The 13811-nt window shown below is 64.8% G+C and carries 17 protein-coding genes; 3 read left to right on the top strand and 14 right to left on the bottom strand.

The window, feature by feature from the left end; translation table 11 throughout:
* Nucleotides 1–141 precede the first annotated feature (141 nt).
* Complete coding sequence (locus tag AB4061_RS15460; RefSeq protein WP_441635177.1) at nt 142–1401, top strand: SUMF1/EgtB/PvdO family nonheme iron enzyme; 1260 nt, start codon at nt 142–144, stop codon at nt 1399–1401.
* Between the two features lie 143 nt (nt 1402–1544).
* On the opposite strand, the gene AB4061_RS15455 is transcribed toward AB4061_RS15460, so the two are convergent.
* Nucleotides 1545–3521: a DEAD/DEAH box helicase gene (locus AB4061_RS15455; RefSeq protein ID WP_441635175.1), complete on the bottom strand. Its 1977-nt coding sequence runs from the start codon at nt 3519–3521 to the stop codon at nt 1545–1547.
* Between the two features lie 1012 nt (nt 3522–4533).
* Here AB4061_RS15455 and AB4061_RS15450 point away from each other — a divergent pair.
* Nucleotides 4534–4929 (top strand): YXWGXW repeat-containing protein, encoded by a 396-nt coding sequence (locus AB4061_RS15450; protein WP_441635173.1) that lies wholly within the window; start codon nt 4534–4536, stop codon nt 4927–4929.
* A gap of 202 nt (nt 4930–5131) precedes the next feature.
* Here the strand turns inward: AB4061_RS15450 and AB4061_RS15445 are convergent, their stop codons facing one another.
* The 13 genes from AB4061_RS15445 to AB4061_RS15385 form a co-directional block, all read right to left on the bottom strand.
* A complete protein-coding gene (locus AB4061_RS15445) occupies nt 5132–5371 on the bottom strand; it encodes a hypothetical protein (RefSeq protein ID WP_441635171.1) in 240 nt (79 codons plus the stop codon).
* 178 nt (nt 5372–5549) lie between these two features.
* Nucleotides 5550–5909, bottom strand: coding sequence for a hypothetical protein (locus AB4061_RS15440; protein WP_441635169.1), 360 nt, complete (start codon nt 5907–5909; stop codon nt 5550–5552).
* The gene (locus tag AB4061_RS15435; protein WP_441635167.1) at nt 5906–7024 is read right to left on the bottom strand and encodes a hypothetical protein; all 1119 of its coding nucleotides are present in this window, start codon (nt 7022–7024) and stop codon (nt 5906–5908) included. The genes AB4061_RS15440 and AB4061_RS15435 overlap by 4 nt, the downstream gene beginning before the upstream one ends.
* A gap of 37 nt (nt 7025–7061) precedes the next feature.
* Nucleotides 7062–7520: a hypothetical protein gene (locus tag AB4061_RS15430; protein WP_441635165.1), complete on the bottom strand. Its 459-nt coding sequence runs from the start codon at nt 7518–7520 to the stop codon at nt 7062–7064.
* The gene (locus AB4061_RS15425) at nt 7513–8304 is read right to left on the bottom strand and encodes a hypothetical protein (RefSeq protein WP_441635163.1); all 792 of its coding nucleotides are present in this window, start codon (nt 8302–8304) and stop codon (nt 7513–7515) included. The genes AB4061_RS15430 and AB4061_RS15425 overlap by 8 nt, the downstream gene beginning before the upstream one ends.
* Complete coding sequence (locus tag AB4061_RS15420) at nt 8301–8426, bottom strand: hypothetical protein (RefSeq protein ID WP_441635161.1); 126 nt, start codon at nt 8424–8426, stop codon at nt 8301–8303. The genes AB4061_RS15425 and AB4061_RS15420 overlap by 4 nt, the downstream gene beginning before the upstream one ends.
* On the bottom strand, nt 8423–10471 hold the full coding sequence (locus AB4061_RS15415; protein WP_441635159.1) for an H-NS family nucleoid-associated regulatory protein: 2049 nt from the start codon (nt 10469–10471) through the stop codon (nt 8423–8425). Before AB4061_RS15415 ends, AB4061_RS15420 begins: the two co-directional genes overlap by 4 nt.
* A gap of 24 nt (nt 10472–10495) precedes the next feature.
* Nucleotides 10496–11419, bottom strand: a complete 924-nt coding sequence (locus AB4061_RS15410; RefSeq protein ID WP_441635157.1) for a hypothetical protein — start codon at nt 11417–11419, stop codon at nt 10496–10498.
* A 12-nt stretch (nt 11420–11431) separates the two neighbouring features.
* The gene (locus tag AB4061_RS15405; protein ID WP_441635155.1) at nt 11432–12136 is read right to left on the bottom strand and encodes a hypothetical protein; all 705 of its coding nucleotides are present in this window, start codon (nt 12134–12136) and stop codon (nt 11432–11434) included.
* A gap of 34 nt (nt 12137–12170) precedes the next feature.
* Nucleotides 12171–12395, bottom strand: coding sequence for a hypothetical protein (locus AB4061_RS15400; RefSeq protein WP_428178949.1), 225 nt, complete (start codon nt 12393–12395; stop codon nt 12171–12173).
* Nucleotides 12392–12517 (bottom strand): hypothetical protein, encoded by a 126-nt coding sequence (locus AB4061_RS15395; RefSeq protein ID WP_441635153.1) that lies wholly within the window; start codon nt 12515–12517, stop codon nt 12392–12394. Before AB4061_RS15395 ends, AB4061_RS15400 begins: the two co-directional genes overlap by 4 nt.
* A complete protein-coding gene (locus AB4061_RS15390; RefSeq protein ID WP_441635151.1) occupies nt 12514–13023 on the bottom strand; it encodes a hypothetical protein in 510 nt (169 codons plus the stop codon). The genes AB4061_RS15395 and AB4061_RS15390 overlap by 4 nt, the downstream gene beginning before the upstream one ends.
* A gap of 8 nt (nt 13024–13031) precedes the next feature.
* Entirely contained in the window at nt 13032–13163 is a 132-nt protein-coding gene (locus AB4061_RS15385; RefSeq protein ID WP_441635149.1) for a hypothetical protein, read from the bottom strand.
* A gap of 275 nt (nt 13164–13438) precedes the next feature.
* Between AB4061_RS15385 and AB4061_RS15380 the strand changes: the two genes are divergently transcribed.
* Nucleotides 13439–13810, top strand: coding sequence for a hypothetical protein (locus AB4061_RS15380; protein ID WP_441635147.1), 372 nt, complete (start codon nt 13439–13441; stop codon nt 13808–13810).
* The last annotated feature ends 1 nt before the right edge of the window (nt 13811 follow it).

Here is a 13811-nt window from a genome sequence, read left to right as displayed (position 1 = left end):
GCCACCGGGCGCACCGCGAGGGGGCGGTAGGGCTGGTGTCATAATGCCCGCATCTCTCCGGCGAGAGGTGCGGCGCATGGCACACGCGGCTCGCCGGATCACGCAACCGGGTGCCAATCCCATTTTCCGGCAGGGTGTTCGATGAGCGGCTTCTCCATGCTTCCCGACCTTCATTTCAACGGCGGCAAGGCCGTCTGGGCCGATGCCCGGCGGCTGCCGCGCGAAGGCCTGGCTCAGGCACTGGTGGAGGCGCGCAACCGCACCCTGGCCTGGCTGGCAGCTTTTGGCCAGACCCGGCGCGGCTGGGAGGTGCCACGGCAGGACTTTGCCGACCCACCGCTGTGGACTCTCGGACATGTGGCCTGGCACGCCGAATGGTGGTGCCTGCGCGACGTGCGTACGCTCGAGCGCGATGGCGCCTGGCTGCAGGTGGCCAGTGTGCCGTCGCTGCTGACTGGCGCGGATGAGTGGTTCGATCCCGATCGCATCGATCCCGATGCCCGCTGGGAGGTCACGCTGCCCGACGTGGCCGTGGTCAAGCGCTACGCCGCCGACGTGCTCGATGCCGTCCTGCGCCGGCTGGCGGCGCAACCCGACGATGGCGATGCCACGCTCTACGCCTGGCGCCGCGCGCTGTTCCACGAGGACCGCCAGGGCGAGGCCATCGCCGCGCTGCTGCAGGCGCTGGGCGTTGCCCCCGTGGAGCCTGCGGTCGTCCTGCCATCGGTATCGGTGCCGCACGGCGGCACCTTGCAGTTTCCCGGCGGGCGTTTCATCCAGGGCTGGAACGCGCCGGATGGCTTCGCGCTGCCCGATGAACGGCCGGCCCAGCCCACCTATGTGCCGGCTTTCGAGATGGATGCCGCGCCGGTCAGCAATGCGCAGTTCCTCGATTTCGTAGAGGACGGCGGCTACGAGCGCGCGTCGTGGTGGTCGGCGGCGGGGCGCCAGTGGCTGATGATGCAGGATCGCTCGGCGCCGCGCTACTGGGCCCGCCATCCTGAGTCCAGGGCCTGGATGGCCTTGCGTTTCGGCAGTCTGCGCACGTTGAGCCCTGACGAGGCGGTACGTCACGTCAGCTTGTTCGAGGCGCAAGCCTGGTGTGCCTGGGCAGGCCGGCGCCTGCCGACGGAGACGGAATGGGAGCTGGCTGCAGTCCAGGACCGGGGCGGCCTGCGCTGGGGCATGGTGCGCGAGTGGACGGCGACGCCGTACGAGCCCTACGCGGGATTCGAGGCGGACCCCGCCGATATGGAATACGTATACTGCTTTGCCAGCCACCAGGCGGTGCGGAGCACCTCTTTCGCCAGCCCGGCGCGCCAGCGCCATGCACGCGCGCGCATGGCGCTGCTGCCCGAGGACGATTTCGCGTTCGTCGGCTTTCGCAGCTGTTCGATGTAGCGGGGCACTGGTTGCCGGTGGCGAGCGCTGTTGGTTGAGGCGGCCAAAGTCGCCAGCCAAAGAAAAAGGCACCCGAAGGTGCCTTTTTCTTTGGCTTTGCGAGAGATCACCGCCTAAGCGGTGAACCTGTTCAGCCTGGCGAATTAACGCTCGAAACGCGAGCGGCCGCCGGTGTTGCCGTTGCCGTTGCGCTGACCGCCGCCAAAGCCGCCGCGGTTGCCGTCGCCGAAGCTGCGGGGTGCGCCGTCACGGTTGCCATCGCGGTTGCCGAAGCTGCGGCCTTCGCCGCCACGGTATCCACCGTTGCTGCCATTGCCGGCTGCACCGCCGCCAAAGCCGCCACGATTGCCGTCGCCGAAGCTGCGGGGAGCCGCGCCGTCACGATTGCCGAAGCCGCGATTGTCGCCGCCACGGTAGCCGCCGCTTTCGTTGTTGAAGCTGCGCTGGCCGCCGGCCGCGCCTTGGCCGCCCTGGCCACGATAGCCGGTGCTGTTGCCATTGGGGTTGCCCAGGCTGCTGCGGTCGCCGAAGCCACGGTTGCCGTCACGGTCGCCGAACGGGCGATCGCCTGCGGGACGCGGGGCGCCGTCACGGCTGCCGAAGCCGCGGCTTTCGCCGCCGCCGAACTTGCGGTCGCCAAAGCTGCGGTTTTCACCGCCGCGATAGCCGCCGCCATTGCTGTTGCCACGGTAGCCGCCGCGGTCGCCGCCCGGCTTGCCGGCGAAGCCCGAACGCGGCTTCGGCGAGCGACGCGGCTCCAGGCCTTCGATCACCGATGCGTCGACACGGTTGTTGGTGAAGCGCTCGATGCGCTTCCACTGGAACATGTCGCCGTGGTTCACCAGGTTGATGGCGACGCCCGAGCGGCCAGCACGGCCGGTACGGCCGATACGGTGGACGTAGTCTTCCGCTTGCTTGGGCAGGTCGAAGTTGACCACGTGGGTGATATCGGGCACGTCGATGCCGCGTGCGGCCACGTCGGTTGCCACCAGGATGCGCAGGTTGCCGCGGCGCAGCGAGGTCAGGGTGCGGTTACGCGCGCCCTGGGTCATGTCGCCGTGCAGCGCGCCGGCCGCGAAGCCGGTGTCCGACAGGCGCTCGGCCAGCGAATCGGCATCGCGCTTGGTCGCGGTGAAGACGATGGCTTGCTTGAGCGTGGTGTCGCGCAGCAGGTGGTCCAGCAGCTTTTCCTTGTGCGACATGTCGTCGGTGAAGTGCAGGCGCTGTTCGATATTGCTTTGGTCGGCGCGGGTCGCGGCGATCTCGATGCGTTGCGGATCGCGCAGCTGACGCGAGGCCAGCTGGGCGATGCGGCCGTCCAGCGTGGCCGAGAACATCAGCGTCTGGCGGGTGGCCGGGGTAGCGGCAACGATGGCGTCGATGTCGTCGGCGAAGCCCATGTCGAGCATACGGTCGGCTTCGTCGAACACCAGCATGTCCAGCTGGGACAGGTCGATACGGCCGGCTTCAACGTGGTCCAGCAGGCGGCCCGGGGTCGCGACCAGGATGTCAGGCATCTTGGACAGCGCGGCGAGCTGCTTCGGGTAAGGCATGCCGCCCAGGATGCTGGCGCAGACGATGCGGCGCAGGTGGCGGCCGTACTTGGCGGTGGCTTCGGTAACTTGCAGGGCCAGTTCGCGGGTTGGGGTCAGCACCAGCAGCGCGGGTTGCGCCGGCGACGGACGGGGGCGCTTGCCCTTCATGCGCTTGACCGGATCGTCCGAACGCGGGCGATTCGGCGAAGCCTTCTCGCTGATGCGCTGGATTGCCGGCAGGATAAAGGCGCCGGTCTTGCCCGAGCCGGTCTGGCTCGACACCAGCAGGTCGCGGCCAGCCAGGAAGGCGGGGATCGCTTGTGCCTGCACCGGGGTCGGGGTGGTGTAGTTCAGTTCAACCAGGGCGCGAAGAATGGCTTCTTCGAGGCCGAGCTTGGCGAAGCCGTTTTCGGCATCGATGGCAACAGCGGCAGGCGCCACGGCGGCTTCCGGGCTGAGGATGGCGTCGAGCTTGTCGAGCGGGCTCGGTTCCTGGATAGCGGGGGTGGCGATGGCTGCGGCTTCGATCGATGCGTCGGCGGCGGAGGCAAAATCTTGCTCCGCACGAATGTCGTGCTGGGTCATGTCGTAATTTTCTTTAAATGCATGGCACCCCATGCCGAACTAGCGAACAGGGGCGGGCGCAGTGCAAAGTCTTAAAAAGGCTTCGGCGCCAATCGGTGAGGCCGTTACGACAGACACAGCTGGCAGTACGGCGGCAGGCAGGGTGACACCGGGCACAAGGCCGGGCGGCAGTCCCTGGCAGGCAAACAGCTCTATAGAGCTATTCAACAGGATCGGAGACGAGGCGACGTCGGTGAGAAATGCGTTCTGTCGGGTATCACCAGTTGGCCCTGATGCAGCAAACAGCGCGGCAACATAAAGCAGGCCAGTCGGCGGGACCGGGGAGCAGAGCTTGAGAGCGGGGGCGGTATCGCCTGCCGGAAGAACCCGGCTGGCGTGTTGCACAACTCACAGTGCGAACTCACGGCGCGAATTATAGCAGAAACAAAAGTAAGTTTGTTGCACTGCGATAGGAATTCCTTTTTGAGGCCGATAGGCGGCTGAAGCGCGAGATTTTGCGTGTCATCGCGCACTTTTGTTGGCATTTTTCCCTGCCCCATTCAAAGTTGCATCCGTGGGCTGCCTGCCTATACTGAAGCCGTCGGGCACACGGTTGCCCGGCAAGGTGGCGGACCTGGAATACCCGCTGACCTTCCTCGGCGCTTTGCTTTAAGTGCTGCTAGCCGCTGATATCGCGGCAGTCGGCGTCACTGCCAGCTTTCCTTCGACTCTCCGGGTGGTCCGGAGGGACGTCCGCGTCATGGGCGGAATCATGGGAAACGCTGCTTGCAACGACTGTTGCCGCGATAGCGCCGGCGTTGACCTGGAAGGCCCGGACCGTCCGCAACCAGCCCGCCAGTCTCCTGGCGGGCTTCTCGTTTGTGGGGCTGGCGGTTCTGCTAACCGCGCCTCGCCACGCCGCTGCGTTTCCTTCGCGCGACAAAAGTCATCGATGGATACCTTTGCTAACAGCCTGAAGTTCCGGGTCAGGCTATTCTTGCTCCTGAACAACACAGGCAAGCGAGAGAACAATATGCGAAAGATTCTGTTGTGCGCGGCAGCAGCAGCGGGCTTGGCGGGTGGGTTGGGCGTGGCGCCGGCGGCGCTGGCCCAGGTGTCAATCAATCTGGCGATTGGCGTTCCGCCGCCGGCCCCCGTCTATGAAGCCGTCCCGGTTGCGCGTCCCGGCTACGTCTGGGCCCCCGGCTACTGGGATTGGGACGATCGCGGCCACAAGCACAAATGGAAAAAGGGCAAATGGGAGCGCGAGCGCGCCGGCTACGTCTACGAGGCGCCGCGCTGGGTGCAGGCCAGCGGTGGCTGGGTGTTGATGCCCGAGCGCTGGGACGGACGCGGCGACGGCGGGTATGGCAAGAAAGACAAGGGCTATCACTGTCCCCCGGGGCACGCCAAGAAAGGCGAGTGCTGAAGCGAGGGGCGGCGCGTTTCTTGGGCGGTGAGGATTTTGATATACTCCGGCCTGCTTCAGGATCCGCGCCGCCAAGGCGCATTCACCGATCCGGAAGTGTCTATCGTCTCGCCGTAGTTCACGGCGAGGAATGACAGCCTAAGGTCTTGATTTTTAACGGAATTGATCTTTGCTGTAGCATTTTTGTAGCAGGTCAATTTCGTCAGGCCGCCTTCAGGCCCCTCCCACGCGCAGCAGAATCCATGGCGTCGAGATACTCGGCGACTGCCTGGTAAGAGGCAAAGCGGCGTCCCCCTTCCGAATACGTATGGATTGGGAATGACCTGGCGCTAACCTGGTTCCGAATCGTTCCCTCCGTAATATCTAGTAGGCTCGCCAGCTGGGCCACGCTCAGCCGCGGGCCGTATTGCTCGAGCAAGTAGGCTTGCGTGAGCAGGCTCATTGCTGTGTCTCCCGATAGCCTTCGGAGCTTCGTTGGCCGTTGCCGGCGATGTTTTCGGACTGAACTCGGCGCCAGTCGCTGAAAGGTAGCCCGATCCGGCAGTGATACCGCAGGGCGGCGGCCTTGTCCTTGTCCAACTCGCACAGGATGCCGGCTGTTCGGGAGAGGGCAGGGCGGCTCATCGGCGTGCACTCGGCTGCGGTTGCGGGATGATGGGGCGAACATCGAGCTGTCGGCGCTTTTCGACAGCGCGTGCGGTGCTCGAATGGATCTCCTTGGTAGGGTGAGTGGCCAGCATCCACGCTACCGTTTCGCGCGCCTGTAGGATGGCCAAGTCGATGCTGTCGCCGCCAGCGACGCGATGTCCGCTCTCGATGTGAGAGACAGCGTAAAACGGTTCCTCGGGGCCTTTGTTGACCAGGGCATGCACGGCGCATGAATTCTCTGGCATCCCCTCAATTTCCACGAGATCGCCGATGACTTCCTCGAGGTACGACTTGCCCTCCAGGGGGCTGAAACATGCGATGTGGAATCTCATGATTGCGGCTCTCCATTGGCGACTGAGGCGTCGGTGGCGGGCCGTGCAGGCATTGGCATCCAGTGCGTAATCTGGTCGTCAATGCTGATGTTCTCTCCTCTCCACGAATCGAAGTAGGTGAATCCCTTGCCCGTGACTTCTCGGTAGCTGGCCTGCATCGGATACTCGGTCGTCAGTTCCAGCTCGTTGTCTTCGGTGAACATCACGAGGCAGGGCCCCGGCAGCTGAGGAAACCCTTCGCCCATACGTGTCCACACCTCCGCATCGCGCTTGTCCTCGCTGGGCTGCTCTGCGGCCAGGAGGGCGGCACGGAAGTTCTTGACTGAAACAGCAACGTTGCCTGCACTCACATGCGTTGCCGCTGCAATGGCATCAAACAGTTGCTGATAGCTGTAGTCCGTCAGCGCCTTGGCGCTCGGTTGCGGGGCGTCGGCCTCGCGGGGTCGCACTTCGAAGCCGTGAGCGTGCAGGGTGCAGTCGAGCGCTTCGATGAGGATGTCTACGCCTCGCGGGTTAGGGCCAGCCTCTGCCCGGGCAAGCTCCACGCCGATGGCTTCGACGGGATTGAAGTCCTCCGCCTCGGCTCCCGTAGGGTCGGCAGGCGATACGGCAAGCAGGGCCTCGCCCGTAGGCGTCAGTGACCACGTGGCGGGGCTGCGCTGGGTGCGAGACAGCAATCCAATGGTGGTCAGCGCATCGAACCACCTACGGCCAATATCGCAGCCCTCGTCGTCTCCGGCGCATTCTTCGAAACGCGCCAGCTTCTCGCGGATTGCCGTCAGCGCGGCAGGCGATGAGCTCGCCTTCAGTTCCTCGATGGCGCTCAAGATCGGCTCGGCGCCTCCTGCCTCATCGTCGGGTATGCCAAGCGATGTATGAATTGCTGCTAGGTCAAGGCACGCGTCCTTAAACATGGCCTTGTAGTCAGTCTGGTCGGCAGGCGATGCACTCGGCACGGGGGCGGCGTGGGCGAGGACCTCCCGCGCAAATCCCACAATGCGTCTGGCAGAGTTCTGATGGGTTATCGCGAGGCGATCCCAGAGGCCGATGATCTGCGCATCCGTCAATGCTTCCGGATGCGCAAGGAGGGGGCTGTTCAATTGGTTAGCAGTCATATGGGTAAATGCAAAATATGAGTGTGATAGGTAAGGGCTAGAACAGGCCTTCCTGGCGAGGATCTACAGCGCGTTCCGCAGGGCCGCGCTGGGCCTTCTCTGCATCGTTGGGCGTTCCCGGGCGGTGCACTGTGCCGCCGGCGTGGACGTGTGCGAAAAGTCGGCGGATCGCGTCGACCGGGTTGGGGCAGGCTTGCCCCTCGCCTGGAATGAAGAGGCCGGCGTTGTGTGGGATCAGGTCGGAGTAGAAGCAGCCAAGCTCACGCGCCAGTTCGGTCATGGCGGACTCGACGGCTTGGGCGGCATCGATGGATGCGCCGGCGGCGCGTGTGACCGCGGCCGGCTGCTCTCCGGGCAGGATCTCGCGTACCAGGACGCGCTCAATGTCGGCGGGGCTATGACGCCATGCACCTGGTGCCATGTCCATGACGGCGCGGGTGGGGCTGGTGATGGCGGCCGTCCATTCACGCGGGATGCGGGTGGCCAGCTCAGCCATGGCTAGCTCCCTCCGAGACATCCTCGACCTCGATGCCTTCGGCACCTTGTTCAAGCGCGTGCAGAAATGCTCTATCGAACATCTTGGTGATGCGGGTCTGGCCGATTTCATCCTCTGCGAGCAGGGTGTGGATCACCTCATCAGCCCAGACGGCCTGGTCGGTGACCTTGACTGGGTGCTCGCACAGCATCGGATCGATGCCAAGCAACTCCGGCAGGATGATTTCTGCAGCAGTGGCGATCGCACTCACAGGGATGCGGATGACCAGGTCCTCGCCTTCGATCTGGCACATGGTGTTGCCGGTCATGCCGCGGATCAGGTCCGTCAGCGCCTTTGCGCCCGGTTGCGGGGCGGCGATAGGGCCAAGCGCCGTCACTGTCACGGTGTGCCCGCGAGCGCGGAAGTGTGCGGCCTGGGCTTCGGCAGCTTCGGCAGTCATCTCCAGCAGCGTGGCGTAGTCAGATACGTCTACGGAGAACGCCGCCCCCTCGCCCTTGGCAATCTCCCCTCGAATGGCGGGGAGGAGGGCGCGCACGCCGTAGGTGGCCAGCGCACTACGCGCCGCGCCGCGCTGATGCAGCATCATGGCGAATGCGCCGACATCGAGGGGATCGCCCTTGCCGATATGCTCCACTAGGTGGACGGCGAGCGAGTCGGTTGTGCAACGAGTGGGGTCGTCCCAGCCGCTGCGTCCCTTAGCGCGCGCCGTGGCGAGCTTGTCTTTCAATGCTGCAGCGAAGCGGTCGACTGCGGCGTCATCGGGGTGTGGGTTGAGATTGGTCATACGTCGTCCTTGATCGGATTAGCAGCCTGTTTCTTCGCCCACACGTAGTGGGCATATGAGCCCACTGCCATGACGATGAACATGGCGGTGAGGGTGAGTGCAGCGGATACTTCCCAGGTCATGCTGCCTCCGGCATGACGAGGAAGTCTTCGAGTGTTTTGCCACTCTCCAGTGACTTGGTGAGCCAGGTGGGACGCTTGCCGCGACCCGTCCAGGTGTTGCCTGCCTCGTCGCGATAACGGATCGGTGCTTGGTTGGTCTTCTTGCTAGCGGGTGCGTTGCTGGCTGGTTTGGTGACGGGGCGGCGCAGTACTTCCGGCAGCCAGCGGCGCCCGTCCAGGTGCCCCTCGGCGGCGGCGATCATGTCGGCCTTCTTCATGCCTTCCAGGCCTGCGGCGGTTTCCTCGCCGGCGGCCTCGCGCACGGCTTCGATGCGCCGGGATGCCGGCACGCTGGCCAGGTAGGAGTCGGCCGTAGGCTGCCACCAGTCGGCCATGTCCAGATCCACTGCCTCGGCGAGCTGGTTGGCGCGCGCGTGGCCAGCGGAGTCCTCGCGCTGCGCGAACGTGTTGATGCTGTGCGCAACGCAGACGGCCAGCAGATCGAGCTGGTCGGCCTGGCTGAGATCCTGCAGCCAGGTGAACAAATCCTCATCCTCACCAGGCATGCGGTCTTCCCAGCGGGCGACGCTGGCTTCCATGCTCTGCCAGGCGGGCGAGGCCTCCATGTCGGCCGAGGCCGAGGAAACCGAGCCGCGCTGGTCGGTGATCGACACCTTGGCCACGGCGTCATAGCGGAAGCGATGGCCCAGCGACGACTGGAAAACATCCGGTACCAGGGCATACAGCAGCGCGGTGAGCGCCACCGCCGGCGCCCCAGCCACCAGCGCCTGCAGTGCGGCCGTGCGGTGAGCGGTGAGCTTTTGCACCAGCGTCGCGGACAGCGTCGGCGCTTGCGGCGCCTGGGTGGGGGTCTCGCTGTTGCCGTCGTCAGCCGGCAGATCGCGCGGCTTCTTGCCGTCCTTGGCCGGCTTGATCATGCCGCGATGGATCTCGACAACGCCGCTGTGGTCGATGGTGACGATCGCGCCGGCGCGGGACTTCTGGCGCTCGGTGTAGTCTTCCAGGCCTGCCTTGAGGTTGGCGATCTCGGCCTCGACGCGGTCGAACTCGGCTTGCTGTTCTTCGGTCGAGTCATCGTCCTGGAGCAGATCGTCCAGCTGGCGCGCGCGCGCCTCCAGTTGCTCGAGCTGCGCGGCCTCCTCGGTGGTGGCTTGGCGCTTCTTCGGCTGGCTGCGGCCGAAGCTGTGCTCCTCGCTGTAGTCGAGCTTGTCCCGGGCTTCGACCCAGCTCCAGTTTTCTGCGCGCACCTGGTCGGCGATCGCCTCGAGCTTCTCCATGGCCAGACGCTTGAGCAGCTGGCCATCGCCGATGTATCCACCGCCGTCGCTGAACAGGTCGCGGGTGACGGGACCGCCGGCGGCCTCGTAAGCATCCAGGCCGACGAAGCGTGCAAGCCGATCGCGCGAGGCATCGATGGCCTTGTCGACCAGGGCTTCGCGCAGCGCCTGCGGATTGCGATTCCAGCCTTTGGCGGAATCCCACACGCGCTCCTGGTCGGCGTGGTTATCGGAGATAGCCAGTGCGGTGAGCTGGTCCAGCTTGACGTTGCCCGCGCGGTATTCATCGATCAGCCGCGGCGAGATGTTGGCCAGCTTGAGGCGGCGGCGCACCACCAGCGGCGTGACGCCAAAGCGCGCGGCGACATCGTCGACTGAGCTGCCGGCATCGATCAGCCCCTTGAATGCCTCGAACTCATCGGCAGGGTGCATGGCCTCGTGCATGTTCTCGGCAATGCTCGCTTCCTCGGCGCCGCTGACATCGCGCAGGATGCAAAGCACCTCGTGATCCTTGGGCAGGATCCGCTGGCTGATTAGCTGCTGCAGCGCCAGCAGGCGGCGGCCGCCTGCGATGACCTCATAGGCCGCAGCGTTCTTCTTGCGGCTGGTGCTGGTCGTGACGGTCAGGTTCTGCATCAGGCCGTGTGACCAGATCGACGCAGCCAGCTCGTTGATTGTGGACGAGGGGGTCTTGCGGACGTTGCGTGGCGAGATGGTTAGGTCGGCAACGCGCACGTGCAGCAGTTCGCCGGCTTGTGGGGAAGTCATGGGGGTTCTCCTGGTAGTGCGGGATTAGGCGGCGATGGCGGCGGGGCGCTGTTGGTCGCGCAGCTTGGTGATCGCGTCGACAAGGCGCCGCAGCACTTCTGGCGTGGGGCCGTCGATGGGGAGGTGGCCAACGCCTTCTGCATAGGCTGCGATTTCAGCTATATCGGCGAGAAGGTCGCCGAGGGTCTGCCGATAGCCGGCGGTGACGTCGCGGTCGAATTGTGCTTGGCGCTCGGCCTGCTTGCGGTGGGCGGCGGTGATGCGGCGCGCGAACATGGCCGCCGGGCCATCCTCGGTGTCGTAGACTTCCAGTAGCACCCAGCCATCGCCTTCGGGGCGGGTTGGCGTCCAGGCGGTGCAGTCGCACTCGCCTTCAGTGAACTCGTCGCCAAAGTAGCGATGCGTCACGGCCTCGTCTTCGCAGTCGCTATCCATCGCCACAAAAGCGGACTCCAGTCCTAGCGCTTGGAGGATCAGGTCATGGCGCGTGCCTTCATCGAAGGCGGGTAGCGCGGGGTTGGAGGTGAATCCGTTTTCGTCACGCTGGGCATCCGCGCGCAGCAGCGCATCGGCCAGGCCTTCCAGGTTGACGGGGGAGCCGGCGATCGAGGCGGGCCATTGGGTTCCGATGAACCCGCTAGGGAATGCCTTTTCCAGCTCGCCACGCAGGCGGCCGCCCTCGATCTCGCAGCCGCCAATCATCAGGTTGGACAGGTAGCGCAGTGCGTGAGCAGCTTGGGGGTGGGACTGGTTGATCCACCAGGAGGCGTCAGCGATGCCGCTGCCGGAGATGCGGCGCCATTCGCGGTAGAGCTCCTGGTTGCGGAGCCAAAGAACGCCGCGGCCTTCGGCGGTAAGCCACCAAAAGGCGGCGGCGAAGATGGAGATGGCGCAGGCAAGGGCGACGATGGCGCCGGTGGTCAGCAGGGTGAGTTCAAGGTAGCGCATGGGGCGGTCCTCTTAGGCTGCGGTGGGGTGGGTGGCTTGCCATTCAGCGGAGCGCTGTGCACGGCCGATCGGGATGAGGGCGAACACCTCGCTGCGGCCGGATTTGCCGCGGGCGGCGGCGACGGCGCGGCGGGTGGCAGATTCCGGCTTGGTAAAGCGGCGCAGCGGGCGGCCAGGGACGGCGACGGCATAGCCGGTGGGGGCGACTAGGGCCGATGCCTGGTCGCGTGCGGCAAGTTCCTGGCGCAGTTGAGTGATGATCCCGCCCTGAGCCTTCATGGCTTCCTTGGCGTATCCCAGTGTCTCCGACACTTCGGCGAGGGTGGCTTGCAGCTGGTCGCGCTCGGCCTGGACTTCAGCCACTTCCGCTGCGGCGGCCGCTGCGAGATCCTTGTGGGCCTGCAGCTGCTCAGCCAAGTTTTGTTCCAGCGCGCTGGTAGTGACCGGTGCGGGTTCGGTGGGCGAGCCTGCGATGTGGGCGGCTTCGCCTTCGCACTCCGCGCGGGCGAGATCCGGATGCCGCCATTCCAGCGCCGGCCGGTCCTTTGCGTCCTTCACGGTGGCCGACTTGCGGCAGACCGCGCGGCTCTGGCCTTGCAGCTGCTTGAGCTGCAGGCTGACGTTGGCCTCGCTGCGCCATTTGCCCTTGTCGGCGATCTGGGCGGCGGTAAGCCAGTCCTTTGCGTTGAGAAGAATGTCCAGTAGTTGTTCGTTCACGATGTTTCCCCGGAGTGGTGCGGTTACGCCTCGGTCAGTCGAGGTCGTTTGCCTGACGGCGTTTGTGGTCGATGACCGTGGGATCGAAGCGGGGGCGCGCAGGAATGCGGCGGGCCTGGGTGCTCAGGTGGGCGCGGAGAGATCGGATCACCTTGCGGCGGATCGTGTCCTTGCCTAGTTCGTCTTGCGGAATGCCGCTCCCCTGGATACGAACAAACTCCGCGATGAGCTCCGCATCAGAGAAGCGGCGGCGCTTCATGCTAGTTCCGCCGACACAGTGCGCGCGCCGCGATCTAGGGCGTCAATAATCGCGTCGCAGGTGCTGCGGAACAGGCCCGTGTAGGTGATCCGGCCATCGATGGTGATGCGGAAGCGGATCATTGCAAGGCCTCCGCAGATGGCTTGGCCAGGCGCGCCTTCCGCTCGGCATCCTCGCGGGCTTTTTCGAGATCGATGTACGCCCAACAGAAGTCTTCTAGGGCCTTCTTGTCGAGCGAGACCATATAGGGCTGGTCCCATCCGCTGGTGTGCAGGATCTCAATGCGAGCGCCTGACTCGCGGCTCTCGCACGACAAGCCGGCGTCTTCATCCCAGGCGGGGATGAGTTGGAAATCGACAGTCAGATCGATCTCGATACTGAGGCCGAAGGCGGAAGTAAAAGGCACGGCTTCACGGCAGTAGTACGGGCGCGGATGCGTGCTGCTAATACGGAAGTAGTCCGGGTCTTCGTCGCCGGTGTCTTCAAACGCCCACCGGGCTCGGCAAGGGGCGTCTGAGCTGCCGCCGAAGTCTCCATCTCGGAAAAGCGCATCGTGCTCGACGCCAAAGTCGTCGATGACGATCCATCCGTTGGGCCGAGGAGGTGTAAAGCTGAGTTTGAGATGCATGGTCGGCCTCACACGCTGCGGGTTGCGGTGGTGGCAGGCGTGGCCTGCTCGTCGCGCTCCATGGCGCAGGCATGGGCCACGAATGCGGCCGCAACAAGGGCGAGGTAGAGGGCAGGACCTCGGCAGTATTTCGTGAGCATTCGGGACTCCAGGCAGTACCGTGGGAATCAGAATAGTAGAAGTGCTACTGCAAAACGTCAATAGAACTTCTACTTGTGCGATATGGACCCCACTTTGGGAGGGTCCATAGCCTTGCAAAGTGTTGCGATGACGTCGAAAAGGGGAATGTCTGCAAAATGCGACGAAAAAAGCGCATGCCTCGGGAATCTTCTAGCGCGGTGGTGTCATTTTGTGTACTAGATACAACACATAATGTGATGCGCAGAGCGCGCAATAGTGGATACCGTCGCGCCTTATGGAGGAAAATAAGACCATCCCTTGGGCACGGATCGCGGTGCTACTGGACCGCACGGATCGCAGCCAGGCCTGGCTCGCGGAGCGCATGAATGTCGGTACCAATGTGGTCACCAACTGGAAGCGTAGAGGCGGAGCCCCGTTGGGGCGTGCGCGTGAGTTGTCGGATGCGTTCGCCATCTCGCTCGAGCAGCTGCTGGAGCAAGATGTGGGGCGGGACGAGCTGAGCAAGGCAGCCCGCCGACTTTCCGACCGAATACGTGAGATGGATCGCCTCGGGCTGCTGACAAAGCAAGCCGAGGCAGCGATTCAAGCGTTCTTGGATCTTGCAGAGGCCGCCGCAGTCGCGGCGCGGGGGCGGCCTCCGAAGTGAG

This window comes from Cupriavidus sp. YAF13 (assembly GCF_052113425.1).
Taxonomy (GTDB): domain Bacteria; phylum Pseudomonadota; class Gammaproteobacteria; order Burkholderiales; family Burkholderiaceae; genus Cupriavidus.
Note: the sequence above shows the minus strand (reverse complement) of the source record. Positions and strands in the feature narration are given on the sequence as shown.